The organism is Streptomyces sp. Qhu_M48 (assembly GCF_051305195.1).
Lineage (GTDB): Bacteria > Actinomycetota > Actinomycetes > Streptomycetales > Streptomycetaceae > Streptomyces.
The window spans coordinates 2,976,944-3,001,213 of record NZ_CP195432.1 but is presented as its reverse complement, the minus strand read 5'-3'; the positions used below and the strand labels follow the sequence as shown (position 1 = coordinate 3,001,213).

Genomic DNA, 24,270 nt, shown 5'->3' with positions numbered 1-24,270 from the left:
CACGGACCTACTGCGGTGAAGACCTGGTGCGGGCGGTGGATCGGGAAGGCGGGCGGTACGCGGAGGGGTAGTCCAACCGGCAATGATTGAACTATCATGCGCATGACATCCGCCCGGCACGCCCCGCGCCTGTGAGCGGGACTGGTCGAATGCTAGAGGCCCGCGTAGGGCGAGGCAGGGTGGCGCCCGGCCATTAACCGCCTCGCGGAATGCCCGCTTTTTGGCGCGGAAGGGCTCATGGGGCACCCCGAGCCCCATGAGACGCAGGCGCCCCGTCCGACACACGTGGCCGCAGCAGATCACGCGGTCACCGCCGTCACGTGGTCAGTGCCGTCACTTGGTCAGCGACGCAGCGGCCACACCACGGCGGCGGCCCCCCGGAGCACCGCGATCGGCGAGTGGCCGACGCGGCTCCCCTGCCCCGTGACGGCGTCGAACGCTCTCAGCCGCCCTGGCCCGCGCTGCCGACCGGGCCGACCTTCACCGGCGATCCGGGGCCTTCCGTCACGGGCAGGGTGGCGGCGCCCGGCCAGTCGAGGGTGACCGTCCTCGTCTCGTTCGGCGGGGTCACCAGAAGCCCCGTGACGCGCACGCCGGAGCCGCCCGTCCTGTTGAGCGGGTAGCTGACGCCGAAGGCCACCGACTCCCCGCTCCTGAGGGTGACCGAGGTGCCCGGCTCACCCGTGCGCTTCGCGGACAGCGGCCCCGCTGCGGTCTTCAGGTCGACCCCCGCGTACCCGGACACCACGCACTCCCCGCTGCCCCGGTTCCTCAACTGCACGGCGACGGTGCCGTCGAGGTCGCCCTCGATGGTGTGGTCCATCGCGGTGACCTCCAGTTCGTCGGTACGGCACCTCCCGGTCTCCTCGCTCCCGCCGGAGCCGGTCCCGGCAGCGGCCGCGCCCTTCCCACCGGACCTCTTCCCGCCGGAACTCTTCCCGCCCGATCCCTTCCCGCCGGAGCTCTGCCCGCCCCCCTGGTCCGAACCGTCCGCGTCCGCACCACCGGCCGCGGACGCCGTGGCGGACGGAGCGGACGGGGCGGACGGGGCGGATGTGGCCGGCGCCGAGCCCTTCCCCGTACCGCCGTCACCGCCGCAGGCCGTCAGCGAGAGACCAGCGGCAACGGCCAGGGCAGCGGCGAAGGTCAGCTTGTGAGCGCGCATGGTGTCTTCCTCGGTTCTCGGTGGGCCGGGCATCGGTCGGTCGGCAGGAGCGAGCGTCTCCGGTCACCAAGAGCCGTCCGGAACGGCCGGCCGTTCCGCCCAACCACCCCGTGGTACATGCCTGTTACACAGGCGGCACGACGCACCCCCTGCGACCGGTCCGTCCCCACGGGCGGATCGCCCCTCCTTCCTCAGCGTCGGCGCGCCCCGCAGAGGGGACGCGAGGTGACGATGGTTCGCGGAGGCGTAACCCCCTCAGAGGCTCAGCCCCGCCAGCCTGCGCCGGTCGAGCGGGGAGGCGCGTCGATCGAGGCGTTGTTCGAGGAGGTGCCGGGCGGTGTCGCTGTGCCCCGCCTCCACCAGCGCGTACAGCAGGGTCTCCTCGACGATCTCGCGCTGTGCCGCGCTGCCTCCCACGCGGCGCAGGGACGGCAGCAGTCCGCGCAGTTCCCGCACCGCGGTGGCCCACTCCTCCTCCAGGACCGCTTCCAGCGCGCTGCACAGCGGGACGACGACCTCCCGCTGCACCGGGTCCGCGCCGGCCGCGTGGGTGCGCAGGCGGCGGAGTGCGGAGAGGTCTCCGGCGGCGGTGAGGGCGACGGCGCTGTGCAGGGCCGTGAACGCGGTCGCGGGTCGTTCGACCAGATCGCGGGCGACCGCGTCGAGCACGCCGTCGACCGGGACGCGGCCGGTCCAGTTCCGGGACATGCGGGCCCGCCACAGCAGGGATCCGGAGTCGACGAGGGCCCGCACCCCGTTCACCTGGCCCGGGGCGAGCTGGGCGAACCAGCGGCGGCGTACCGCCGCGGAGTCGTCGAGGGCCAGCTCGTGGAGCGCCACGTGCCAGGAGAAGTGCGCCCGGTGCACGGCGCCCCGTCCCTGGCCGCCGATCCAGCCGTCGAGCCAGTCCCGGCCGGTGCGGTGCTCGCCGGATTCGTAGTGGACGTGGGCGAGGGCGTGCACGGCGTGTCCGGAGGCGGGTTGCGCGGCGAGCGCCGCCCGGGCGAGCTCGCCGGCCTCGTCGATCCTGCCCTGTTCCTGCCGGACGAAGGAGAGGAGCGAGGTGTGGAACCAGTGTCCTTCGTAGGCGGACGCGGTCCGTTCCACCAGGCCGAGGGCGAGTGAGCCGTCGAGATCCACGACGCCGGAGAAGGCGATGGTGGGGACGGCGATGCCGAGGGCGAACGCGTCGGCGGGGTATCGGCCGAGGTGGTCGACGAGCGCCGTGTCGCCGTCGCCCGTTCCCCAGGCCGTTCCCCCGGTGGCGCCCGCCTGGGCCTCGTGCTCCCCGATGCGGCGCGTGACGACGTCGACGAACGACCGCTCCCGCTCGTCGCCGCGTTCCCGCACGCTGCGCTGGGCGTCCGCCAGCTCCCGGGCGACGTCGACGTCCGCTCCGCACTCGTGACCGAGCAGGGCGAGTGCGGCGTGCCCGAGCGCGAACCCGGGGTCGAGTTCGGTGGCCCGCGCGAACGACTCGGCCGCCTTCGCCCGTACCGTGATCACGCGGGCGAGTCCGCAGCGGAAGGACGCCGCGGCGGCGGCATGGGTGGAGAGCGGCAGCCCGAACTGGTCGGTGGGCCGGCGGCGTACCGACCGGGGGGCGCTGGTCAGCGGGGCGAGTACGGCCTCGGCGACCTCCTTGGCCTGGGCACGGATCTCGGGGATCGCGGTCGTCTCCCACAGTTCGCCTCTGCGGGGCGCTCCCAGCGTGAACAGCGGCCGCTCCCGGTGACCCTGGGCGTCGAGCAGCCTGCCGCCGTCGGTGGAGACGCCGATGCCGAGCGGTCCGGGTGCGGCGAGGCCGTCGGACAGCAGCCCGCTCCACAACGGGTCGCCGTCGGCGTCGACCCGCAGCCCGGGACCCGTACAGTCCACCACCCATGCCACGCGCAGTTCACGCCCGTCGGCGAGGGAGACGATCAGGCCACCGTCCTGGTGCGGTGCCACGGAGGCGATCCGGCCGGCGTGCACCCGGAGCCGGTGGGCGGCGCGCGCCCGGGCGACGGTCTCGGCGGTGGAGGGTGCCATGCGGTGCCGGTGCACGTTCCACCGGGTGGCGTCGCGGCCGAGGAACTCCGCCCGCTCGTCGTCGGTGAGACCCTGCCAGAGCCGTACGATCTCGGGCCGCAGCCCGTCGAACGCGGGCCGCCAGTCACCGTGGGCGCGACGCGTGGCGGCGAAGTGCCGCGTCAACTCCCGTCGGAGGCGGTGGAACGGGAGGCCGGCGAGGCCCGGCGGTGGCGGTACGGCGGGCAGCGGGGCGACCGCGTGCGGCTGGGGCAGCAGCCCGCCACGGGACACCGCGTGAACCGTGCGGCCGGGACGGTCGAGGACGAGCGCGAGGTCGACGGCGGTGAGCCCGGTCCCGACGAGGAGGACGTCGTCCGAGGCTCCGACGGCGTCGAGCGCGCCGGGCGTCCAGGGCCGCGGGACGAACCGGTCGGAGGCGACCAGTTCGGCCGGGGCCCAGCCGGCCCGGCCCGCCGCGGGCCCGGTGGCGAGGACCACGCTGTCCGCCGTCACGGTGCCGCCGTCGGCGAGCCGGAGTTCCAGCCGCCCCCCGGCGGCGTCGTCGCACCCCGTCGCCCTGGTGCGCAGCCGCCGCACGGAGACCGTGCCGTGCGCCGTGATGATGGCGCGTCCGAGCGTGTCGGCGAGATACGAGCCGTAGCGGTACCGGGAGGCGAAGTCCGCCGCGGTGACGGTGGACTCGCCGTGCCGGCAGAGCCAGCGCTTGAAGTGCCCCGGGTCGTCCGGGTAGCAGCTCATGCCGCCGACGGGCACGTTGAGCCGGTGCTCGGGGACCTCGGTGGCGTACGCGGTGCCCCGGCCGGCCTCCGGCGCGGGGTCGACGAGGACCAGATCGAGCGGGATACGGCGTCGGGCCGCCGCTTCGCACAGCTGGACGGCGACGAGCGCGCCGGCCGCGCCCGCGCCGACGACCGCCACGGTCGGTCGAGGGCGGGCGGACTCGGCGGACGGCGAGGACACGACGGGCACCACGGACACCACGGAAACCTCCGGACCAGGGGCGGGCTGGACGACCAATGTTCACTATGTCGATGAACAAAGTGGAGTGGAATGCCGCTTCAGGACAACATCGCCGCGCCGGTCCGCTGTTGACGAGCCCTTGAGAGTGGCCGCGGGCCAGGCTTCCGCCGTACGTGAGACATTGAGTCCGTGAGGATCTCAGCACGAACGGACTACGCCATCCGGGCCATGGCCGAGTTGGCCCGGTCCCCTGACCGGCCCCTCAAGGCCGAGGACGTCGCCGGACGCCAGGACATCCCCGTCCGCTTCCTCTTCGTCGTGCTCGGCGACCTGCGGCAGGCGCGTCTGGTGCGCAGTGTGCGGGGCCCCGACGGCGGCTACACCCTCACCCGGCCGGCCGCCGAGATCACCCTCGCCGATGTCATCCGCGCGATGGACGGACCACTCGTCAGCGTGCGGGACCTGAAGCTGACGGGCCTGGAGTACCAGGGTGCGGCGGCTCCGATGCCGGATGTGTGGCGCGCCGTGCGGACGAGTCTGCGCCAGGTCCTGGAGGGCACGACCCTCGGGGACCTGGCGACGGGCACCCTGCCGGAGCTCGTACGGGACCGGGCCCGCGACTACAACGACGACGTGCGGACGTACCCCTAGCGTCGACGGCCGGGGAGCGTGACCGGCCGGGGAGCGTCACCGGTCGGGGAGCGTCACCGGCCGGCCGGACACAGCACGGGTGGGTGGCATCGGAAAAACGGTTCGGCACAGGTGCGTGGTGCCGGGCAGCGGTCGGCGCGGGTGGGTCGCGCCGGGCAACGGTCTGCGCGGGTGGCCCGCGCCGGAACGGGTCGGCCGTGAGCGGGAGTTCCGGCGCACGGCCGGCGGGCGCCCGATCGTGCGGCTCGATCGGGCGCCCTGCCCGGGTCGTGCACGGAGAGGAGCGCCGTCTGCCCGCAGGGCAGGGCCAGGTGGGACTCTCCGTACACGACCCGGCGGTTGCCCTGTCAGGGCATGTCCACGAGCATCCGGCCGTCGGTGGGAACCTTCAGGGCGGCGCCGTTGGCGTAGGCGGACTCCACCCGGGCCTGCTCGGTCGCGTTGGGGACCGCGTTCACGCAGCTCGTACCCGCGCTCGAACCCGACATCAGCTGCGTGCACGGGCCCGGCTTGGTGTCGGGGAGACCCAGGCTGTGGCCGAGTTCATGGGCGGCTATGCGGGTCTTGTCGTACCCCTGGGACACCGCCTGGCTCCCGAGCTCGACGCGGACCTGCCGGCCCGGGCGGACGGGGCCGAGGGTGGCCTGGGGCCACCCGGTGGTGGCCACGATGACGATCTCGGCCCGGACGCCCGGTGCGGCCTCGACCAGCTTGACGTTGTCGACGTTCGCGTTCCATGAGGCGACTCCGGCCGCGATCGCGGCCTCCCAGCCGCCGGCCCGGCTGTCGTCGTACCGGAGGGTCACCACCGCCGCCGCGCCGGACACCGACGACTCCGGTGCGGGCGCGGGTGCGGCGCTCACGGCGGTCGCCGTGGCGAGGACGAGCGCTGCGGCCGTCGTGCCGGCCTTCAGCCATGTGCTGAGGGGCATTGCTGCTCCTTCACTCGTGGGGGACTCGGAACCCTGCGGAACCGAGAGCGTGGGAAGAGCGCGCCGGCACTCGGCCGACCGGGACGGTCGGGAGTGCCGAACCTCTGGGGCCCTCCGACGATAGGCCCCCATCGCCCCGTACGTCATGCACCTGTCAGGTAGTTGCCTCTTTTCAACTCCCCTGCAGCCGGATCGAGTTACCGCTCAGCCGTCCCGCCGACGGCTGAGGCCTGGAGGAAGTCGCCCTCCCGGCCTCGGCCCACGCGTCGGGATCTGCGGGCGTGGAGACATCGGCCGAGTCCTGGTCGCACCGGGCGTACTGACTGACTCTCACACCAGTGGAACTCCGGGACTGAGACGTGCGCGGCTGTTCACCCTTCACCCGAACGCACCACACGGTGCGAAAGGGATTCTTCCGTGCCCGGACGCCGCGCCGCGCCGACGGGACCGGTGCCCCGTCGGGTACCCGCTCCGCGCCTCCGACAGACAGCGGCGTCGCGATGATCCATGTCACTGTCGTGGGATCTTCAGAAGGCCACCGCGCAGCCCTTAGCGTTGCCGAAACGAGCCGGGCGCGACGCGGGCGGGTGCCCTCCCGGGGCACCGCGTACGCGGGGGTGTCGGCGACCCGTAGCTCATCACCGGCAGGGTGAAGGGATCATGATGTTCCGCAAGGTACTGGTGGCCAATCGCGGGGAGATCGCGATTCGCGCGTTCCGCGCCGGCTACGAACTGGGGGCCCGCACGGTAGCCGTCTTCCCCCACGAGGACCGCAATTCTCTGCACCGGCTGAAGGCCGACGAGGCGTACGAGATCGGAGAGCCCGGACATCCCGTACGGGCCTACCTCTCCGTGGAGGAGATCATCCGGGCGGCCCGCCTGGCCGGCGCCGACGCCGTCTATCCGGGGTACGGATTCCTCTCCGAGAACCCGGAACTCGCGCGCGCCTGCGAGGCGGCGGGCATCACCTTCGTGGGCCCGGGCGTCCAGACCCTGGAGCTGACCGGGAACAAGGCGAGCGCCGTGGCCGCGGCCCGGGAGGCGGGCGTCCCGGTCCTCGGTTCCTCGGCGCCCTCCACCGACGTGGACGAGCTGGTGGCGGCCGCCGAGGGCATCGGATTCCCGGTGTTCGTCAAGGCCGTCGCCGGTGGTGGCGGTCGCGGCATGCGGCGGGTCGAGGACCCGGCGACGCTGCGCGAGTCCATCGAGGCGGCGGCCCGCGAGGCCGAGTCCGCCTTCGGCGACGCGACCGTCTTCCTGGAGAAGGCCGTCGTCGATCCGCGCCACATCGAGGTGCAGATCCTCGCCGACGGCGAGGGCAACGTCATCCACCTGTTCGAGCGCGACTGCTCGGTGCAGCGCCGCCACCAGAAGGTGATCGAACTCGCCCCCGCCCCGAACCTCGACCCGGAGCTGCGGCAGCGCATCTGCGACGACGCCGTGAAGTTCGCCCGCCGGATCGGCTACCGCAACGCGGGCACCGTGGAGTTCCTCCTCGACCGCGAGGGCAATCACGTCTTCATCGAGATGAATCCGCGCATCCAGGTCGAGCACACGGTGACCGAGGAGGTCACCGACATCGATCTCGTGCAGTCGCAGCTGCGCATCGCCGCCGGCGAGACCCTCGCCGATCTCGGCCTGGCCCAGGAGTCCGTCGTCCTGCGCGGTGCCGCCCTGCAGTGCCGGATCACCACCGAGGACCCGGCCAACGGCTTCCGCCCGGACACCGGCATGATCAGCGCGTACCGCTCCCCGGGGGGCTCCGGCATCCGGCTCGACGGCGGCACCACCCACGCGGGTACGGAGGTCAGCGCCCACTTCGACTCGATGCTGGTCAAGCTGACCTGCCGGGGCCGGGACTTCGACAGCGCGGTCAGCCGGGCCCGGCGCGCGGTGGCCGAGTTCCGCATCCGGGGCGTGTCCACGAACATCCCCTTCCTGCAGGCCGTGCTCGACGACCCTGACTTCCGGGCGGGACGCGTCACGACGGCCTTCATCGAGGAGCGGCCGCACCTGCTGACCGCGCGCCACTCCGCCGACCGCGGCACCAAGCTGCTCACCTACCTCGCCGACGTCACCGTGAACAAGCCGCACGGCCCGCGGCCCGAGCTGATCGCCCCGGCCACGAAGCTGCCCGCGGTGCCCGCCGGCGAACCGGCCGCCGGCTCGCGGCAGAGGCTGCTCGCGCTCGGCCCGGAGGGCTTCGCGCGGAGCCTGCGCGCGTCGCCGACCATCGGTGTCACGGACACCACCTTCCGCGACGCCCACCAGTCGCTCCTCGCCACCCGGGTCAGGACCAAGGACCTGCTGGCCGTCGCCCCCGCGGTGGCACACCACCTCCCGCAGCTGCTGTCCCTGGAGTGCTGGGGCGGCGCCACCTACGACGTCGCGCTGCGCTTCCTCGCGGAGGACCCCTGGGACCGCCTCGCCGCCCTGCGCGAGGCCGTGCCCAACATCTGCCTGCAGATGCTGCTGCGGGGCCGTAACACCGTCGGGTACACCCCGTACCCGACCGAGGTGACCGACGCCTTCGTGCAGGAGGCCGCCGCCACCGGCATCGACATCTTCCGCATCTTCGACTCGCTCAACGACGTCGACCAGATGCGCCCCGCCATCGACGCCGTACGGGAGACCGGGACGGCGGTGGCCGAGGTCGCGCTGTGCTACACCTCGGACCTCTCCGACCCGGCGGAGAAGCTGTACACGCTGGACTACTACCTGCGGCTGGCCGAGAAGATCGTCGCCGCCGGGGCGCACGTCCTGGCGGTCAAGGACATGGCGGGCCTGCTCCGGGCCCCCGCCGCGGCGACGCTGGTCTCCGCGCTGCGCCGGGAGTTCGACCTCCCCGTGCACCTCCACACCCATGACACCGCGGGCGGCCAGCTCGCCACCTATCTCGCGGCGATCCAGGCCGGGGCGGACGCGGTGGACGGCGCGGTGGCCTCCATGGCCGGCACCACCTCCCAGCCGTCGCTGTCGGCGATCGTCGCCGCGACCGACCACTCCGACCGGCCCACCGGGCTCGACCTGCAGGCGGTCGGTGACCTGGAGCCGTACTGGGAGAGCGTCCGCAAGGTGTACGCCCCCTTCGAGGCGGGTCTCGACTCGCCGACCGGTCGCGTGTACCACCACGAGATTCCCGGCGGGCAGCTCTCCAACCTGCGCACCCAGGCCGTCGCACTCGGCCTCGGCGACCGTTTCGAGGACGTCGAGTCGACGTACGCCGCCGCGGACCGGATGCTGGGCCGGCTGGTGAAGGTCACGCCGTCGTCGAAGGTGGTGGGCGACCTCGCGCTGCATCTCGTGGGCGCCGGCGTGGCTCCCGAGGACTTCGAGGCGGCGCCGAACCGCTTCGACATCCCCGACTCGGTCATCGGCTTCCTCCACGGCGAGCTGGGCACGCCGCCCGGCGGCTGGCCCGAGCCGTTCCGCAGCAAGGCCCTCGAAGGCCGCGCCGGTCCCAAGCCGATGCGGGAGCTGACCGCGGAGGACCGCACCGGCCTGGCCGAGGACCGGCGCGCGACGCTGAACCGCCTCCTCTTCCCCGGCCCGACGAAGGCGTACGAGACACACCGCCAGGCGTACGGCGACACCAGCGTGCTCGACAGCAAGGACTTCTTCTACGGGCTGCGCCCCGGGAAGGAGTACACGGTCGACTTCGGGCCCGGTGTACGGCTGCTGATCGAACTGGAGGCCATCGGCGAGGCCGACGAACGCGGTATGCGCACCGTCCTGTCCACCCTGAACGGCCAACTGCGGCCGATCCAGGTGCGCGACAACACGGCGGCCGCCGACCTCCCGGTGACCGAGAAGGCCGACAGGTCCGACCCCGGCCATGTCGCCGCGCCGTTCGCCGGCGTGGTCACGCTGGCCGTCGCCGAGGGCGACGAGGTGGAGGCCGGCGCGACGGTGGCCACGATCGAGGCGATGAAGATGGAGGCCTCCATCACCGCCACACGGAGCGGACGCGTCTCCCGTCTGGCCATCACCAGGATCCAGCAGGTGGAGGGCGGGGACCTTCTGGTCGAGATCGGGTGACCGACTGATCGGCCGAACGGCCGGGACGCCGAAGCCAGATGGCCCGGCCGACGGGCGGCCGGGAACGCCGATGGTGTCCCGGCCGCCGGTCCCCGCGACCGGCGGCCGGAACGACGGACTGCCGGGACGCCTTCGGCACTCACCCGAGGCCACGGTGCGCGGGGCATGGGCACGACATCGGCGCCACCGCCTCAGCCCTCCTCGCGGGGACGGCGGGCCCTGAAGCCGTCAGGGCTCACGGCATCCCGACGTCAACAGCCGGGCTACGGCAGCGTGGCGGTCGTCCACTTCCCTAGCGGCGCCCGCCGAACTCCCACGGGTGCACCTCGATGGCGGCGTACCCGTCCGGAGTGAGGACGGCGCGTGCCGCGTCCCGGTTCGGAGCGCTGAGCAGCGCCGCCGTACCCACCCAGGTGTCGCCGTCGTCGGACAGCAGCGGCCCGAACGCGATCAGTGCGTCCCGGCCCGGCGGCGGGACCAGGTCCACGGGTCGGCCGCCGCCGAGGCCGAGTACCAGGTACCGGTCGTCTCCGGCCGGCCCGCCCGGGAACTCCCACATGGTGCGTCCCAGCAGGTTGCGCCACCGGCGCAGCAGCACGTCACGGTACGCGCCGGCCTGGTAGTTGGGCTCGTCGAAGGCGAACGCGCGGGCGGCGGCGGGATCGGGCAGGTCGACGAGGTGCACGCTGCCGATGGGCGTCTCGCCGTCGGCGGCGAAGACCGGACCGCGGGCGATCAGCTCCTTGGCGTACCGGTCCATGTACGACCAGTGCTCCTGCAGCAGCTCCCCGCGCAGGGTGAGGGAGTCGGGACGGTCGCGGTGGTAGCAGAAGAACTCCATGCCCCTCACCCTCTCCGACGTACGGCAGCGTCTCAACAGGCTTTCGCGGCCCGTTCCCGATCTCCGGTTCCCGCCGGCGAAGGCCGGATGGTACGAAGGACGCGTGCCAGGGAGGGGTGGGGGTACGCGGAGGCGCGTGCGCGGCCCCCGACCAGGGGGCGACCCCGGAAGGAGCGGTGGCGGTGGCGATGCGGGAGGTTCCGCTGACGGGCGGGCCGGTGGAGTTGCGCGGCGCGCTGGACGCGGAGATCACGGAGAACGGTGTGATGCCGCGCCGGCTGCCCGCGTGGACCAGGGAGCAGTACCAGAATCCGTCGGTCGACGGGGTGACGGTGATGCCTTCGGGCGTGCGGCTGGTGTTCCGCACCGACGCCCGTGAGCTGGAGTTCGAGGTGCTCACCTTCACGGGGCAGCTCGACGGCGATCCCCACCCCCGCCCGACCGGGATGCTGGAGCTGCTCGTGGACGGAGTCCTCGCGGGGCGTCGGCGAGCTCCGTTGGGCAACGTGCTGCGGATGGCGGGTCCCGGGGCCGAGCAGCGTCTGGTTCCGGGTGAGCCGGGGGTCGTGCGGTTCGCGGGGTTGCCGGTCGGCATGAAGACCGTCGAGCTGTGGCTGCCGCCGCAGACCCCGACGGAGCTGGTGGCCCTGCGCGCCGACGGCGACGTGCTGCCGCCGTCGCCGGACGGGCGGCGCCGCTGGGTGCACCACGGCAGTTCCATCAGCCACTGCGTCGAGGCCGACGGCCCGACCGGAACGTGGCCGGTGGTGGCGGCCGCGCTCGGAGGGGTGGAGGTGATCAACCTCAGCCAGGCGGGCAACGCGCTGCTCGACCCCTATGTCGCCCGGACGATCCGCGACATGCCCGCCGACCTGATCAGCCTCAAGGTAGGCATCAACATCGTCGGTCTCGCCGCCTTCCGGCTGCGGACGTTCGGCCCGGCGGTGCACGGATTCCTGGACACGATCAGGGACGGACACCCGGACACCCCGCTGCTGCTGATGTCTCCCGTCAGCTGTCCGGCGCTCGAGGAGACCCCCGGCCCGACCACGGTGGGCCCGGACGGGAGGATCATCGCCCTGGGCGACCCGGCGCAGGTGCCCGCCGGGGCGTTGTCGCTGGCGGTGGTCCGCGCCGAGCTGGAGAGGATCGTGGCGGTGCGGCAGGCACGCGATCCCCACCTCCACCATCTCGACGGCCGCGACCTGCTCGGCCCGGACGAGGTGGACGATCTCGCCGACGGCGTTCACCCCACGGCCGCCGCGTACCGCCGGATGGGCGAGCGCTTCGCCGCCCACGCGTTCGCGGACGACGGTCCCTTCCGCTGAACAGCGCCTTCTCGACGGATCGGCGGCCCGACGCACACCGATCCCGTCTCCCGGTACGCGGAAGCCGACCGTCTACGCCTGTTCGGGGCCGCCGGGCGCTTCGGCGCGCAGGCGTTGGGAGCGGAGGACCAGGAGCATCTCGAACCGGCGGTCGGGGTCGTCGAGTGTGTCGCCCCACAGTTCACGGATCTGCCGCAGCCGGTAGCGAGCGGTCTGGGGGTGGATGCCGAGGCGGTGGGCGACCTCCGGGGCCCCGCCGGAGGTCTCGATCCAGGCGAGCAGGGTGTCGGCGAGGCGCCGTGCCTGGCTGGGGCCGACGCTGTTGAGAGGGGTCAGGCAGCGGGTGGCGGCGGCGTCGATGAGCTCGGGGGAGGGGAGCAGGAGCAGTTCCTCGACGCGGTCCGTGCAGTGCTGCACCTCGCCGCGGGGCAGGAGACCGGTCTCGATCAGCCGGACGGCGGTCTCCGCCCAGCGCAGGGATTCCACCGCGACGGCGAGCGGCACCGTCGGCCCGATCGCGCCGGACCAGCCGGCCGTGGCCCGCCGGACGTGGTCGGCACGACCGGCGGTGTCGGGGTCGGGGATGACCACGCGGGGCTGCTCGCTCTCCATGTCGAGGAGGACGCCCCGGCCCAGGGCGGGGGCGACGGCCTCGCGCGCGGGCCGGATCAGCACGCCCACGGCGACGCTGGCCGGCAGCTCCCAGCCGATGCGCGCGGCGCGTTCCCCGAGGGTCTGGGTGGGATCGGGGTGGCGGCCGGACAGCAGCCGGTCGATCAACCTCCGTTGCAGTCGGAGGCGTTCTCCCTCCTGGCGGGCCGCCGCCTCGGCGTAGCCCCGTACCGACTGCTCCACCAGACCGTCCAGGTACTTGAAGCCGGATTCGGCGAGTTCGTACATGGCGGGTGCGGCGATGTCGACCTGCTGGCCGATCTCGGCGAACCGTCGCCAGGCGAGCCGGACGCCGAGGCGGTAGACGGCCTGGAGCGAGTTGAGGCTGCGTCCCTTCACCCCCTCCACCCGGCCGAACTCCTGGAAGACCTCGTCGGGCACGCACGGGTCGGCCTCCCCGGACACGAGCTGCTGGACGAAGCCCTCGATGGCGCGCCGGATCCCGGCGAGGGACTTCGGCTCGCCGGACTCGTCCTCCGTGAGGCGAGGCCTCGGGAAGTCGTGGCGGATCGTGCGGAGGATCTCCCCCGCCAGATCGGCCGACTCGGCCAGCACGATGGCCGCGAACCGGTCCACCTTCGGTTGGGGTACGTCGCTCCAGACGCGTCGGGTCATCGGCTCGCCGGGGCCGTGTCATAGGTGACCAGGGGCACGTTCGGCTGTTCGGGTACGGCGTCGAGCACGGCCACGATCCCGAAGGCGGCGCCCACGGCGAGCGCGGCGGCGATCACGACGGTTCCTGTTGCGGCGATCAGTCTGCTCATGGTGTCGGGTCAGCTCCTCGTTGGAGACGTCCCCATCCCGGCCGGCCCCCACAGCCGACCGCCAGTGTTGACAGGACATTGACATCCCGTCAAGTGCTGCCTAGCGTCGTCGGTCACAAGGGCTTGACCGGGTCCTGAGGTCCGTGCGTCTCCGTGCGAGTTGTCACCACAGGAGTCCCGGATGCGCCGTACCGCTTCACCATTGTCCCTGATCCTGCTGGGAGCAGGGGTTTTCCTGCTGGTCCTCGCCCCGTTGCTGGTGTCCCACGTCCTGCCGGAGGCCAAGCGCACCCCGCTCGACGTCGACACGACGACCGTCTTCGCGGGCACCGGAAGCTATTTCGACACCACTCGGCTCAGGACGGTGCACGACCGGCCGCTGACCGTCACGCGACAGGTCCGCGGTGACGTCGCCGACGGCGTGAAGAGCGGGAACGCCGTCTGGGACGTGTCCACATCCGTGGACATCGACGCCACACTGCCCGCCTCCGACACCCGCGATTCCCTTCAGTGGACCCTGGAGCGGTGGGTGACGGACCGGCGTACGAACGAGCCGGCGCACTGCTGCGGCGAGTCGCCCGTCTTCGACGGTGAGGCGTACCTGAAGTTCCCCTTCGACGTCGAGAAGCGGGACTACCGCTGGTGGGACGGCACGCTCGGCGCCGTCGTACCGCTCCGCTACGTGGGCCCCGGCACGGTGCAGGGGCATGAGGGAGTGCGCTTCACGGGCAGCGTTCCGCCCACCCGGACGGGCGTGCGCCAGGTGCCGGGCAAGCTGGTGGGCCTCCCGAAGCGACCGCAGGTGCTCGCCGAGGAGTGGTACGCCAACAGCGGGATCGAGCTGATCGTGGACCAGCCCACCGGGCGCATCCTCTACGCGGCGATCGGCCCCCGGAAGACCCTGCGCGCGCCGGAGGCGGACAAGGACGCCCTGGTGCTGCTGTCCAGCGGGAAGCTCGCGTTCACCGAGCCCACGCAGCGACAGCAGGTGCGTCTCGCGGCGGCGGACGGCGGCAAGCTGGAGCTGCTCGGCAGCACCCTTCCCCTGGGTGCGGGGGTGCTCGGGGGGTTGCTCACCCTGATCGGCGGGATTCTGGTGGCGCGGGGCCGGATCGTCCCGACTGTGCGCACCTGACGCTCACTTGACGACACATAGCTTCGCCTGAGCGGCGGCCAAGTTGTCATACCGGTGAGTAGCCCCGCGTCGATCACCTGCCGAAGACTGACGGTCCCCACCACGCACGGCCCCACCCCGGTCACCCCTGCCCACTTCATCCCACTCCTTCCCCCGCCTCTCCCCCAGCCAGGTCGTCCCCGTCGAACGTCCCCACCCGAACGAGTTGGAGCGCGCATGCCCCAGCACGTCCCGCCCCTGCGGCTCACCCCCGTTCCGCCCCCTCTCCAGCAGCCCGTGGCCGGGCGCGTCCAGGCTCGGGTCCGCCGGTGCGAACCGCCCCGGCGCATCGCCTTCCTCGCCCACCGCGGCATGGGAAATCCGGCCGCGGGAGGCTCGGAACTCCTCGTCGACCAGCTCGCGTCGGGGCTGACCGAGCTGGGGCACGACGTCACCCTGCTGTGCGGGGGCGACGCCGCGCGGCGCCCGTACCGCGTCGTGTCCGCCGGGAGCCCGCTCGGGCACTTCGTCGGCGCCCGGTCCGCGTTCACGCGGCACGTCGGTTCGTGCGACCTGCTCGTCGAGGTGTGCAACGGCATGCCCTACCTGTCGCCGTTGTGGCACGACGGCCCGACGGTGTGCCTGGTCAACCACGTCCACACCGATCTGTGGGCGATGCGATTCCCCCGGCTCGTCGCCCGTACGGGCCGGGTCATCGAGCAGTGGGCCCTCAGCCGGGCCCACCGGGGCAACCTGCTGGTCGCCGTGTCGCCCTCGACCGAGGCCGCGCTCCACGCGATCGGGGTGCCGGCGGAGCTGATCCGCGTCGTGCACAACGGTGTCGACGAACCCCCGCCTCGGCTCCCGCGCTCGGCGACGCCGACCTTCGTCGCGCTCGGCCGGCTCGTCGACTACAAGCGCATCGATCTGCTGCTGCGCCTGTGGGAACGGGTCAGACCGGTGACCGGCGGCCGGCTCGTGATCGTCGGTGACGGACCGGAACGCGGCCGTCTCGAACGACTCGCGGGGGCCGGGGTCGAGTTCGCCGGCCAGGTGTCCGAGGAGGAGAAGCACCGTCTGCTGTGCGAGGCATGGCTCCTGCTGCACCCCGCCGCCGTCGAGGGGTGGGGGCTCGTCGTGACCGAGGCGGGCGCGCGCGGCACGCCGACGCTCGGCTTCGACGTGCCGGGGCTGCGCGACTCCGTCCAGGACGGCGTCACCGGAGTCCTGGCCCGCGGGGAGTCGTCGTTCGCCGCGGCCTGGTGCACCCTGGCCCTCGACACCGCCGGGCGGGACGCCATGGGCGAGGCCGCGGCCCGGCACGCCGCCGAGTTCCGGTGGACGAGCACGGTGCGCCGGTTCCGTGCCATCGCGCTGGAGGCGGTGGAGCGCGCCCGCCCGCACGGCCGGGGCGAGCCGTCGGAAGGCGCGTACAGGTGAGGGATCCGTCGTTCCGTCGTTCGCTGGCGCTCTTCCGGGCCTTCCTGCGCGAGCAGGACGATCCGGGCACCGCGTACGAGCTCCTGGCCCGGGACGCCGCCGACCAGGTCGAGCGTCATGTCCGGCTGGACGGCAGGGTCGTCGTGGACGTCGGTGGCGGTCGGGGCTACTTCACGCGGGAGTTCCGTCGCCGGGGCGCCCACGGGTACCTGTTCGAGCCCGACCTCGCCGAACTGGCGTCCGGCCCGGGAGCGGGGGCCGTCGTCGCGGACGGCTATCTCCTGCCGCTGGCCGACGGCGCGGCCGATGTCTGCTTCTCCTCCAACGTCCTGGAGCACGTGCGTGATCCCGCCACCTTCCTCAGCGAGCTGGTACGGGTCACCCGGCCCGGCGGCCTGATCTACGTCTCGTACACCAACTGGCTCTCGCCGTGGGGCGGCCACGAGTGGGCGCCCTGGCACTACCTGGGTGCCGAGCGGGCCCGGGCCCGCTACGAGCGGCGCACCGGCCGGGCGGCCAAGCACCGGCTGGGCGAGAACCTGTTCGTGATCGGTGTCGGCCCGACCCTGCGCCATGTCAGGGGCCGGGGCGACGTCGAGATCGTCTCCGCGCGCTCGCGCTACTGGCCGGTCCTTCCCGGTGCCGTCACCCGGGTGCCGGTGCTCCGCGAGTTCGCGACGTGGAACCTCCTCCTTCTACTTCGGCGGTGCCCATGACCACCACTGTCCATGCCCGCCCGCCGGCCCCGCCCGGCCCCGAGACCGTCGCGGCGCCGCCGCCGAGGTCGTCGCGGCGCCCGCTGTTCGGCTTCTGGGCGGCGGTCCTCCTCGCCTTCCTGGCCGTCTCGCCGGGCCGGATGACGTTCGACACGAAGCTGGGCGTCGTCTCCGACCCGTGGAAGTTCCTCGACGACCTGGGCCGGTTGTGGCACGACCGGGCCGGCTTCGGCGGCATCGCCGACCAGTACATCGGCTACGTGATCCCGATGCTGCCGTTCCACGCCGCCGCCGACCTGGTGCGGCTGCCGGTCTGGCTGGCCGAACGGCTCTGGCTGTCGATCGTCGTCACCACCGCGTTCTGGGGCGCCCTGCGCCTGGCCGAGCGGTTCGACGTGGGCTCGCCCGCCTCGCGGCTCCTCGGCGCGGCGGCGTACGCGCTGTGGCCGACGTTCACCATCGTCGTCGGCTCCACGTCGGCCGCCGCCCTCCCCGGCGCGATGCTGCCGTGGGTCCTGCTGCCGCTCACACGTCCGGAGACGAGCGCCCGGCTCGCCGCGGCGCGCTCGGCGCTGCTGATCCCCCTGATGGGCGGAGTGAACGCCGCGTCCACGCTCGCCTCGTTGCTGCCGGTGGGCCTGTACCTGCTGTCCCGCCCCGGCGGTCCCCGCAAGCGGACGCTGATCGCCTGGTGGACGCCGTGCGTGGTCCTGGCGACGGCCTGGTGGATCGTCCCGCTGCTGCTCCTGGGGGCGTACGGGGAGAACTTCATGCCGTACGTGGAGACCTCCGCGACCACGACGGGGACCATGTCGGCGACCGAGGCGCTCCGCGGCGCGGGGAACTGGGTGGGCTATCTCCACTTCGGCGAGGCGTGGCTGCCGGCCGGCTGGACGGTCGCCGCGTCGGCGCTCGTGGTGGCCTCGTCGGTGCTGGCGGCGGCGCTCGGTCTCGCCGGCCTCGCCCGGCGGGACCTGCCGGAGCGGCGCTGGCTGGTGCTGACCGTCACGGTCACCGCGCTGATCACGCTCGCCGGGTACGGGGGCGCGCTCGGCGCTCCCTTCCACGCGACGGTGCAGGACTGGCTGGACGGACCGCTGGTGCCGTTCCGGAACATCTACAAGTTCCAGACGGGGCTCGCCCTCGCACTGGCCCTTGGTGTCATGCACCTGACGGCGCTCGCTCTTCCCCGCGCGCTGCCGGTCCGGGCACGTCGTCTCGGGCCCGCCGTGGCCGCCGCGCTCGTCCTACCCGGCCTCGCCTGGCCGTACCTCAACGGCACGATCCTGCAGCCGGGGGCGTTCAGGAAGCTGCCCACCCACTGGGAGGCCACCGCCGACTGGCTGGCCGAGCACGCGCCCCGGGACCGCGCCCTCGTCGTCCCGGCGACCGCGCACGGCATCTACACCTGGGGCTCGCCGATCGACCAGCCCCTGGACGTCCTCGCCCGGTCCCCCTGGGCGCAGCGCGACTACGTGCCGTTCGGCACCCCCGGCAACCGGCGCGCCCTGGACGCCGTCGAGCAGGCCCTGACGTCCGGCGGCGAGGTCCCCGGGCTCGCGGCCCACCTCACCCGGGCCGGGCTCTACCACGTCGTGGTCCGCAACGACCTCGACCCCGACCAGCTCGGACACGTCCCCACGGCGACGGTGAAGCGGACCCTGGAGGCCTCCGGGTACCGCCGGGTCACCGGCTTCGGTCCGCTCCTGACCGACGGACGCATCCCCGACGACACGCCCTTGCAGGTCGAGGGCCTCTACCCGCGCCAGCGCGCGGTCGAGATCTACGCGCCGCCGTCCGGGACCCCGCGTCCCGGTCCGGCCCGCCTGACCCCGGTGGCCGCCACGGCGGTGGTCAGCGGCGGACCCGAGTCCCTGCTGCCGCTGTCCGCGTCGGGCGCCGTGACCGGGAGGCCGACCGTCCTGGCCGGCGACGCCCACCCCGGGGTGGACACGCCGTCGCTCTACGCGGCCGGCGACGGACTGCGCCGCGCCGACACCCGCTTCGGCCTGGTCAACTCCGGTACGTCCCACACGTACACCGCCGACGAGCGCAACCCCGAGCGGGCCGTCCAGGACCCCGGGGCACGGCCCCGCCAGATCCTGCCCGTCTCCGGCGTCCGCCACCAGACCACCGCCGTCCTGCGCGGCGCGGAGTCGGTGACGGCCTCGTCGGTGGGGAACTGGCTGTTCCACCTCCCCCAGTACGACCCCGTCAACGCCTTCGACGGCAACCCGGACACCGCCTGGGCCGAGGGGTCGCCCGGATCGCCGAAGGGCGAGTGGCTGCGGATCGCCTTCACCGGCCCGACCACGATCCCGGGGACGCTGGACCTCACCCCGCTGGCCGGCGGCGAGGTACGCGCGGCACCCACGGTGGTACGGGTCGAGACCGACCTCGGCAGCCGGGTCAGCCCGCTGCGCTCCGACGGCAGCACCCAGCAGGTCGCCGCGCCGCGGGGCGAGGCGACGTGGCTGAAGGTGACCGTCCTCGAATCCCAGCAGGGCCGCCCCGGCCTGACCGGCGCCGGAATCGCCGAGGTCTCCGTACCCGGCGTCCAGGTGACCCGGATGCTCCAGCTGCCGACCGACGCGCCCCGCGAGGTCACCGGCGCTGTGGTGTACACGCTGAACCGCGGCAGCGATCCCGGCGGACTCTCCGCCGCGCCCGCCGAGGTGGGGCTGCACCGCCAGTTCACGGCGGCGCGGCCCGGCGACCACACGGTACGGGCCTTCGCCCTTCCCGTACCCGGCAAGGAACTCGACGACCTGCTGTTCGACCTCACCGGGCAACGGGACAAGATCGTGGTGGCCGCCGACTCGACCGCGCGACTCGGCACGAACCTGAGCCCGCGCAACCTCACGGACGGCGACCTCACCACGGCGTGGGTCGCGGGCGATCGGCCCGTGCTCCGGCTGACCTGGCCGGAGAAGACCGCGGTCGGCGAGATCGTGCTCGTTCCGGCCGGAGGACTGGCGAGCCGGCCGGAACAGGTGCGGATCAGCTCCCCCGACGGCGCCGCGATCGCGTCGGTCGACGAGAACGGGGTCGCGCGGTTCGCCCCCGTCGTCACCGACCGGATGGACGTCACGATCTCCCGCGTCGCACCGCTGACGCTGCACAACCCGGTGGCGGACGCCCAGTTGCAGCTGCCGGTCGGCCTGAGCGAACTGCACGTACCGGCCCTGGAGAAGTACCGGGCGCCGCAGCCGGACCCCGCGAAGAGGTTCACCCTGCCGTGCGGGAAGGGCCCCGTCCTCTCGGTCGACGGCCGGTTCCTGGAGACCCGGGCCGAAGGCCGGGTCCGGGACCTGACGGAACGACGCCCGATCGCCGTCTCCCTGTGCGCCGACGGCGGCCGGGTCTCCCTCGGCGACGGCACCCACACCGTCGAGGCCGGTGACACCGGACCGCTCGCGGTCACCCGCGTCGACCTGTCGATCGGTGAGCCGCGGGCGAGCTCCACCGCCCCTCGGACGATGGAGGCCTTCTCCGGCGGCGGCGACCGCCGCACCGTCCGGGTGGGCGCAGGCGAGGCCTCGTACCTCCAGCTGCACGAGAACCACAACTCGGGCTGGAAGGCCGTGCTCGACGGCCGCGAACTGCGACCGCTGCGCGTCGACGGCTGGCAGCAGGCCTGGCTCGTCCCCGCCGGCGCGGGCGGCACGGTGACGCTGGTGTACGAACCCGCCCGCCTGTACGGCACGGGTCTCGCGGTCGCCGGAGGGCTTCTGGTGGTGCTCGCCGGACTCGCGCTCGTCGGCCGCCGCCGCCGCGCAGCGGAAGCGGCGGCGGAGCTGGGCGGAGACCCGAACGGCGGGGCGCCCGCGCCCGGGCTGCTCCTGGGCACGGTGGTCCTCACCCTGGTGGGCGTCGTGGTCGCGGGGCCGCTGGCGGCGCTCGTTCCCGTGCTCGCCGTGCTCGCGTGGCTGCGTCCGAGCCTCCTCGGCCCCCTCGCCTTCGCGGCGATGACCGGGGCCGGGATCGCCGCCCTGACGGGCAGCGGCGAGCCGACCTCCCTGGGCCGGGGAGCATACGGATCGCCGGCACAACTCCTCGCCGTCGTGGCCCTGTTCGCGGCCATGGTGACGGTGGGGCGCGAGCGCGACTCCCGGACCGGCGCCCATCGCGCCGGGTCGGCGGGCCCCCGGACGACCGAGGAGGCGGACCACGGGGCCGACGGCCCACCGCCGCACCACCGGCCCGACCGGCCCGACCGCCCCGACCGGCCCGGGCAAGGGGGGTACTGATGGCCTCGGATCACCGGGTGGACATCCCGAGCCCTCCCCGCGACCGGGCACCGACACGGGTCCCGTTCGCGGTGCCCGACGAGATCGCCCGGCACTGCGCCGACGCCCGCGAGACGAACACCGTGCACATCGAGCTCCATCTGCCGGGCCGGATCCGGCCGGACCTGCTGCGCACGGCGTTCCACCAGGCCCTCTCCCGGCACCCCCGGGCGCTGATGCGGGAGCGGGAACGCGGGCCGCTCGCGAGGCGGTACGAGTGGGAGCTGACGGACCACGCCCACGGTGACGTGGTGCGCTTCCCGGCCCCGGCGCACGGAGCACTGGCGCTGGCCCGGCAGCGGTCCCTCGCCGTGGCTCCGTCGCTGCTCTCCGCACCGCCCCTGCGGCTCGAAGTGGTGGAGGAGCCGGGTTCCGAAGGCTGTGTCCTGGTGCTGACGGTGCACCACACCGCGCTCGACGGACCCGCCGCTCTGCGGATCATCGCGACCGCCGCGGAGATCTACAGCGGTCGCCCGTCCCCGCCGGTCGCCCCGCCGGTCCGTCCGCCCGCGGGGCCGGCGCCCGAGCGGACGGGCCGGGCGACGGCGGTGGCACGGGTCGCGGCCGGAACCCCGGGCACGACGCCGGGAAACGCGATGCTGGTCACCGAACTCCCGGTGCCCCGCCGGGCGTCCGGCGCCACGTACACCGTCAACGACCAGCTGATGGTCGCCACGGCCCTGACGATCGCCGACTGGAACCGTCGCCAGGGGGCACGGGAGCGGCCCCTGCGCGTCACCATGCCCGTCGACGACCGCACCCGCGGCCCCGCCATGCCGATCGGCAACGGCACCCGGCTGGTCGAGGTGGGTTTCGCACCCGCCGAGGTCGGGCCCGGCGCGGACGTCGGCACCCTGCTGCGGAGCACGGCGGCGCGCACCCGCGCGCTCAAGGGACTCGAACGACCGCCCCTGGGGCGCGGTGCCGCGATGCTCGCGGCACCGGTGCTCCCGGTCGCCGCGCGCCGAGTGCTGACAAGGGGTGCGCGACGGCTCGCCGCCCCGTGGACCTCCACCACGCTGCTCAGCAACCTCGGCCGGATCCCCTACCCGTTGGACTTCGGCGACGCGGGCCGGGCCTCCGCCGTCTGGGTGTCGGCCCCGGCCGCCCTGCCGCGCGGCCTGACGTTCACGACGGCGTCGACCGGGGGGCGGCTCCACCTGGCGCTGCGGTGGTCCCGGACGCTCCTGGGCGACGAGGACGGCGACCGACTGAACCGGATGTTCGCCGCGCACCTCGCGGCGACGGACGCGGAGGCACTGTGAGACGCGAAGGCAGTGTGGACGGACGGGACGCGCGGCCGACCTCGGGTCCGAGGCACGGCACGAGCACAGACACCGGCCCAGGCACAGGCACAGGTACCCATGGTCCAGTCACTGGCACTGGCACTGGCACTGGCACTGGCACTGGCACTGGTGGCACTGGCACCGGCGGTCCCTCGGGCCTGCGGACCTTCTACGAGAACCCCGCCGTCCCGGTGGCATCGGGCGACGCCCGGACCCGGCGGCAGGCACGCCTGTTGGCCGAGGCGCTCGGCGAGCCCGGCGCGCTCGTCCTCGACGTCGGCTGCGGCGACGGCACCGCCGCCGCGACCGCGGGGCCGATCCTCGCCGGACACCGGATCGTGGGCGTCGACTGGTCGCAGGACGCCCTGCGTCGCGCCCGGCCGCGCCTCGCCCACGTCGTGCGGGGCGAACTGGACGACGGCGGACTGCCGTTCGCCGACGGATGCGCGGACGCCGTGCTGTTCAGCGAGGTCGTCGAGCATCTCGTCGACCCCGACCGCGCCATGGACGAACTGCGCCGCGTCCTGCGCCCGGGCGGCCATCTGATGCTCTCCACCCCCAACATCGCCGCCTGGTACAACCGGGCACTGCTGCTCGCCGGCGTCCAGCCGGTGTTCTCGGAGGTGAGTCTCCGGGGCATCCACGGGCGTCCCGGGACCGAAGTGGTCGGCCACCTGAGGCTGTTCACGGCGAGGGCCCTGCGCTCGTTCCTGTATGCGGCCGGCTTCGAGGAGGTACGCGTCTCCGGCGCCCCGTTCCACGGCGTGCCGCGCGGACTGCGCCTGATCGACCGCGCCGCGTGCGCCGTGCCGTCGGCGGCGTCCATCCTCCTGGCGCACGCCCGACGGAGGTAGCGCCCGTGTGGTGGGGGGTGGGTGCCGCGCTGATCGCCAACGTCCTCTACAGCGTCGGCTTCGTCCTGGAGAAGCGGGCGCTCGGCACGCTGCCCGCGCTCTCCGCCGGGCGGCCGGTGCGTGTGATCGCCACGTTGCTGAACAGCCCCCTGTGGATGGCCGGTTCGCTGGCGCTCGCCGCCGGTTTCGGTGCCCAGCTGGTCGTCTACCGGACGCTGCCGGTCGCCGCCGCCCAGGGCATCTTCGTCTCCGGCCTCGTCCTGCTGCTCCTGCTGTCGTCCACCGTCCTCGGCGAACAGCCCACCGGTCGGGAGCGTCACGCGCTCGGTGCGGTGCTCGTCGCGCTGCTGATGGTCGTGGCGTCGGTGCGCGAGGGGGACGAGGTCGGCAGGGAGGCGCCCTGGGGCCTGGTCGTCCTGGTGGCCGTACCCACGCTCGCGACGGGAGTGGCGCTGTACGCGCGGGTCGAGCGGCGCGCGCGGCGGCGCCACCGGGTGCCGACCAACGGCATCGGGTACGGCGTGGCCGTGGGGCTGCTGTACGGCGTGAGCTCCCTCGCCATCAAGGGTGCGGCGGGCAGGCTCACGGGCGCGGGAGTGGGCGAGGTGACGCGGGCGCTGTTCGGCTCGCCCTACCCGTACCTGCTGCTGTTCACCGCCGGGGCGGGGCTCGTCATGTCGCAGACCGCGCTCCAGCGGTGCCGTGCGTCGCTGATCGTGCCCGTCTGCACGACGGTGACGGCCCTGTTCACGGCGGTGGCGGGGACGCTGGCCTTCGGGGAGAGACTGCCGGACGATCCGCTCCTGCTCTCGCTTCGCGTGGCGGGAACGGTACTGGCCCTGTCCGTGCTGCTCGCCATGGACCGCCACGACCCACCGACCGGGGACACGGCCGCACCGGCACCGGCGGCGCACCACCGAGACCGGCACCATCCGTCATCGAACAGCGAGGACTCCCGTGAACACCGACAAGATCCTGCTGCGCATCCTGGCCTGCCCCCTCGACAAGGGACCGCTCACGCTGCCCGCCGACCAGGGCGCGCTCTATAACCCCCGGCTGCGGCTGAGCTACCCCATCGTGGACGGCATCCCGCAACTGCTGCCGTCCTCCGGCCGACGCGTGTCGGCCGAGGAGCACGAGAGGTACGCGGCTTCGACGGCCGAGTGAGGACACGGGGGTTCCGGGG

17 protein-coding genes are annotated in these 24,270 nt (G+C 73.6%); 11 read left to right on the top strand and 6 right to left on the bottom strand.

Going from position 1 to position 24,270, the window contains the following annotated elements:
- Positions 1 to 442: 442 nt before the first annotated feature.
- Positions 443 to 1,165, bottom strand: a complete 723-nt coding sequence (locus ACRRSS_RS13870) for a DUF4232 domain-containing protein (protein WP_435971508.1) — start codon at positions 1,163 to 1,165, stop codon at positions 443 to 445.
- A gap of 255 nt (positions 1,166 to 1,420) precedes the next feature.
- The gene (locus ACRRSS_RS13865; protein ID WP_435975325.1) at positions 1,421 to 4,117 is read right to left on the bottom strand and encodes an FAD/NAD(P)-binding protein; all 2,697 of its coding nucleotides are present in this window, start codon (positions 4,115 to 4,117) and stop codon (positions 1,421 to 1,423) included.
- Positions 4,118 to 4,348: 231 nt separating this feature from the next.
- Between ACRRSS_RS13865 and ACRRSS_RS13860 the strand changes: the two genes are divergently transcribed.
- Positions 4,349 to 4,810 carry an RrF2 family transcriptional regulator gene (locus tag ACRRSS_RS13860; RefSeq protein ID WP_435971507.1) on the top strand — a complete coding sequence of 154 codons (462 nt, stop codon included), beginning with the start codon at positions 4,349 to 4,351 and terminating at the stop codon, positions 4,808 to 4,810.
- A 347-nt stretch (positions 4,811 to 5,157) separates the two neighbouring features.
- On the opposite strand, the gene ACRRSS_RS13855 is transcribed toward ACRRSS_RS13860, so the two are convergent.
- A complete protein-coding gene (locus tag ACRRSS_RS13855; protein ID WP_435971506.1) occupies positions 5,158 to 5,742 on the bottom strand; it encodes a snapalysin family zinc-dependent metalloprotease in 585 nt (194 codons plus the stop codon).
- 663 nt (positions 5,743 to 6,405) lie between these two features.
- Between ACRRSS_RS13855 and ACRRSS_RS13850 the strand changes: the two genes are divergently transcribed.
- Positions 6,406 to 9,780 carry a pyruvate carboxylase gene (locus tag ACRRSS_RS13850; protein WP_435975324.1) on the top strand — a complete coding sequence of 1,125 codons (3,375 nt, stop codon included), beginning with the start codon at positions 6,406 to 6,408 and terminating at the stop codon, positions 9,778 to 9,780.
- Between the two features lie 292 nt (positions 9,781 to 10,072).
- Here ACRRSS_RS13850 and ACRRSS_RS13845 read toward each other — a convergent pair whose 3' ends face one another.
- Positions 10,073 to 10,621, bottom strand: coding sequence for a YciI family protein (locus ACRRSS_RS13845; RefSeq protein ID WP_435971505.1), 549 nt, complete (start codon positions 10,619 to 10,621; stop codon positions 10,073 to 10,075).
- Between the two features lie 188 nt (positions 10,622 to 10,809).
- Between ACRRSS_RS13845 and ACRRSS_RS13840 the strand changes: the two genes are divergently transcribed.
- Positions 10,810 to 11,949, top strand: a complete 1,140-nt coding sequence (locus ACRRSS_RS13840; RefSeq protein WP_435975323.1) for a GDSL-type esterase/lipase family protein — start codon at positions 10,810 to 10,812, stop codon at positions 11,947 to 11,949.
- A 72-nt stretch (positions 11,950 to 12,021) separates the two neighbouring features.
- Here ACRRSS_RS13840 and ACRRSS_RS13835 read toward each other — a convergent pair whose 3' ends face one another.
- Together ACRRSS_RS13835 and ACRRSS_RS13830 are read right to left on the bottom strand one after the other, a co-directional pair.
- Complete coding sequence (locus tag ACRRSS_RS13835; protein ID WP_435971504.1) at positions 12,022 to 13,236, bottom strand: helix-turn-helix domain-containing protein; 1,215 nt, start codon at positions 13,234 to 13,236, stop codon at positions 12,022 to 12,024.
- A complete protein-coding gene (locus tag ACRRSS_RS13830) occupies positions 13,233 to 13,385 on the bottom strand; it encodes a hypothetical protein (protein ID WP_435971503.1) in 153 nt (50 codons plus the stop codon). The genes ACRRSS_RS13835 and ACRRSS_RS13830 overlap by 4 nt, the downstream gene beginning before the upstream one ends.
- A 181-nt stretch (positions 13,386 to 13,566) precedes the next feature.
- Between ACRRSS_RS13830 and ACRRSS_RS13825 the strand changes: the two genes are divergently transcribed.
- The 8 genes from ACRRSS_RS13825 to ACRRSS_RS13790 all read left to right on the top strand — a co-directional run bounded on the left by ACRRSS_RS13825 (position 13,567) and on the right by ACRRSS_RS13790 (position 24,251).
- Complete coding sequence (locus tag ACRRSS_RS13825) at positions 13,567 to 14,520, top strand: DUF3068 domain-containing protein (protein ID WP_435971502.1); 954 nt, start codon at positions 13,567 to 13,569, stop codon at positions 14,518 to 14,520.
- 216 nt (positions 14,521 to 14,736) lie between these two features.
- The gene (locus tag ACRRSS_RS13820; RefSeq protein WP_435971501.1) at positions 14,737 to 15,939 is read left to right on the top strand and encodes a glycosyltransferase family 4 protein; all 1,203 of its coding nucleotides are present in this window, start codon (positions 14,737 to 14,739) and stop codon (positions 15,937 to 15,939) included.
- Positions 15,936 to 16,655, top strand: coding sequence for a class I SAM-dependent methyltransferase (locus ACRRSS_RS13815; protein ID WP_435971500.1), 720 nt, complete (start codon positions 15,936 to 15,938; stop codon positions 16,653 to 16,655). Before ACRRSS_RS13820 ends, ACRRSS_RS13815 begins: the two co-directional genes overlap by 4 nt.
- Complete coding sequence (locus tag ACRRSS_RS13810; protein WP_435971499.1) at positions 16,652 to 20,905, top strand: alpha-(1->3)-arabinofuranosyltransferase domain-containing protein; 4,254 nt, start codon at positions 16,652 to 16,654, stop codon at positions 20,903 to 20,905. Before ACRRSS_RS13815 ends, ACRRSS_RS13810 begins: the two co-directional genes overlap by 4 nt.
- On the top strand, positions 20,905 to 22,209 hold the full coding sequence (locus ACRRSS_RS13805) for a condensation protein (protein ID WP_435971498.1): 1,305 nt from the start codon (positions 20,905 to 20,907) through the stop codon (positions 22,207 to 22,209). The genes ACRRSS_RS13810 and ACRRSS_RS13805 overlap by 1 nt, the downstream gene beginning before the upstream one ends.
- 179 nt (positions 22,210 to 22,388) lie before the next feature.
- Positions 22,389 to 23,084 (top strand): class I SAM-dependent methyltransferase, encoded by a 696-nt coding sequence (locus ACRRSS_RS13800; protein ID WP_435975322.1) that lies wholly within the window; start codon positions 22,389 to 22,391, stop codon positions 23,082 to 23,084.
- 5 nt (positions 23,085 to 23,089) lie between these two features.
- Positions 23,090 to 24,133, top strand: a complete 1,044-nt coding sequence (locus tag ACRRSS_RS13795; protein ID WP_435971497.1) for a hypothetical protein — start codon at positions 23,090 to 23,092, stop codon at positions 24,131 to 24,133.
- The gene (locus ACRRSS_RS13790; RefSeq protein ID WP_435971496.1) at positions 24,042 to 24,251 is read left to right on the top strand and encodes a Trm112 family protein; all 210 of its coding nucleotides are present in this window, start codon (positions 24,042 to 24,044) and stop codon (positions 24,249 to 24,251) included. Before ACRRSS_RS13795 ends, ACRRSS_RS13790 begins: the two co-directional genes overlap by 92 nt.
- Positions 24,252 to 24,270: the final 19 nt, after the last annotated feature.

What these genes read in the sequence shown, in the direction of transcription:
- ACRRSS_RS13810 (WP_435971499.1), top strand. Translation starts at nt 16,652, where the DNA reads ATGACCACCACTGTCCATGCCCGCCCGCCGGCCCCGCCCGGCCCCGAG.
- ACRRSS_RS13840 (WP_435975323.1), top strand. Translation starts at nt 10,810, where the DNA reads ATGCGGGAGGTTCCGCTGACGGGCGGGCCGGTGGAGTTGCGCGGCGCG.
- ACRRSS_RS13830 (WP_435971503.1), bottom strand. Translation starts at nt 13,385, where the DNA reads ATGAGCAGACTGATCGCCGCAACAGGAACCGTCGTGATCGCCGCCGCG.
- ACRRSS_RS13820 (WP_435971501.1), top strand. Translation starts at nt 14,737, where the DNA reads ATGCCCCAGCACGTCCCGCCCCTGCGGCTCACCCCCGTTCCGCCCCCT.
- ACRRSS_RS13850 (WP_435975324.1), top strand. Translation starts at nt 6,406, where the DNA reads ATGTTCCGCAAGGTACTGGTGGCCAATCGCGGGGAGATCGCGATTCGC.
- ACRRSS_RS13805 (WP_435971498.1), top strand. Translation starts at nt 20,905, where the DNA reads ATGGCCTCGGATCACCGGGTGGACATCCCGAGCCCTCCCCGCGACCGG.
- ACRRSS_RS13845 (WP_435971505.1), bottom strand. Translation starts at nt 10,621, where the DNA reads ATGGAGTTCTTCTGCTACCACCGCGACCGTCCCGACTCCCTCACCCTG.
- ACRRSS_RS13825 (WP_435971502.1), top strand. Translation starts at nt 13,567, where the DNA reads ATGCGCCGTACCGCTTCACCATTGTCCCTGATCCTGCTGGGAGCAGGG.
- ACRRSS_RS13870 (WP_435971508.1), bottom strand. Translation starts at nt 1,165, where the DNA reads ATGCGCGCTCACAAGCTGACCTTCGCCGCTGCCCTGGCCGTTGCCGCT.
- ACRRSS_RS13835 (WP_435971504.1), bottom strand. Translation starts at nt 13,236, where the DNA reads ATGACCCGACGCGTCTGGAGCGACGTACCCCAACCGAAGGTGGACCGG.
- ACRRSS_RS13855 (WP_435971506.1), bottom strand. Translation starts at nt 5,742, where the DNA reads ATGCCCCTCAGCACATGGCTGAAGGCCGGCACGACGGCCGCAGCGCTC.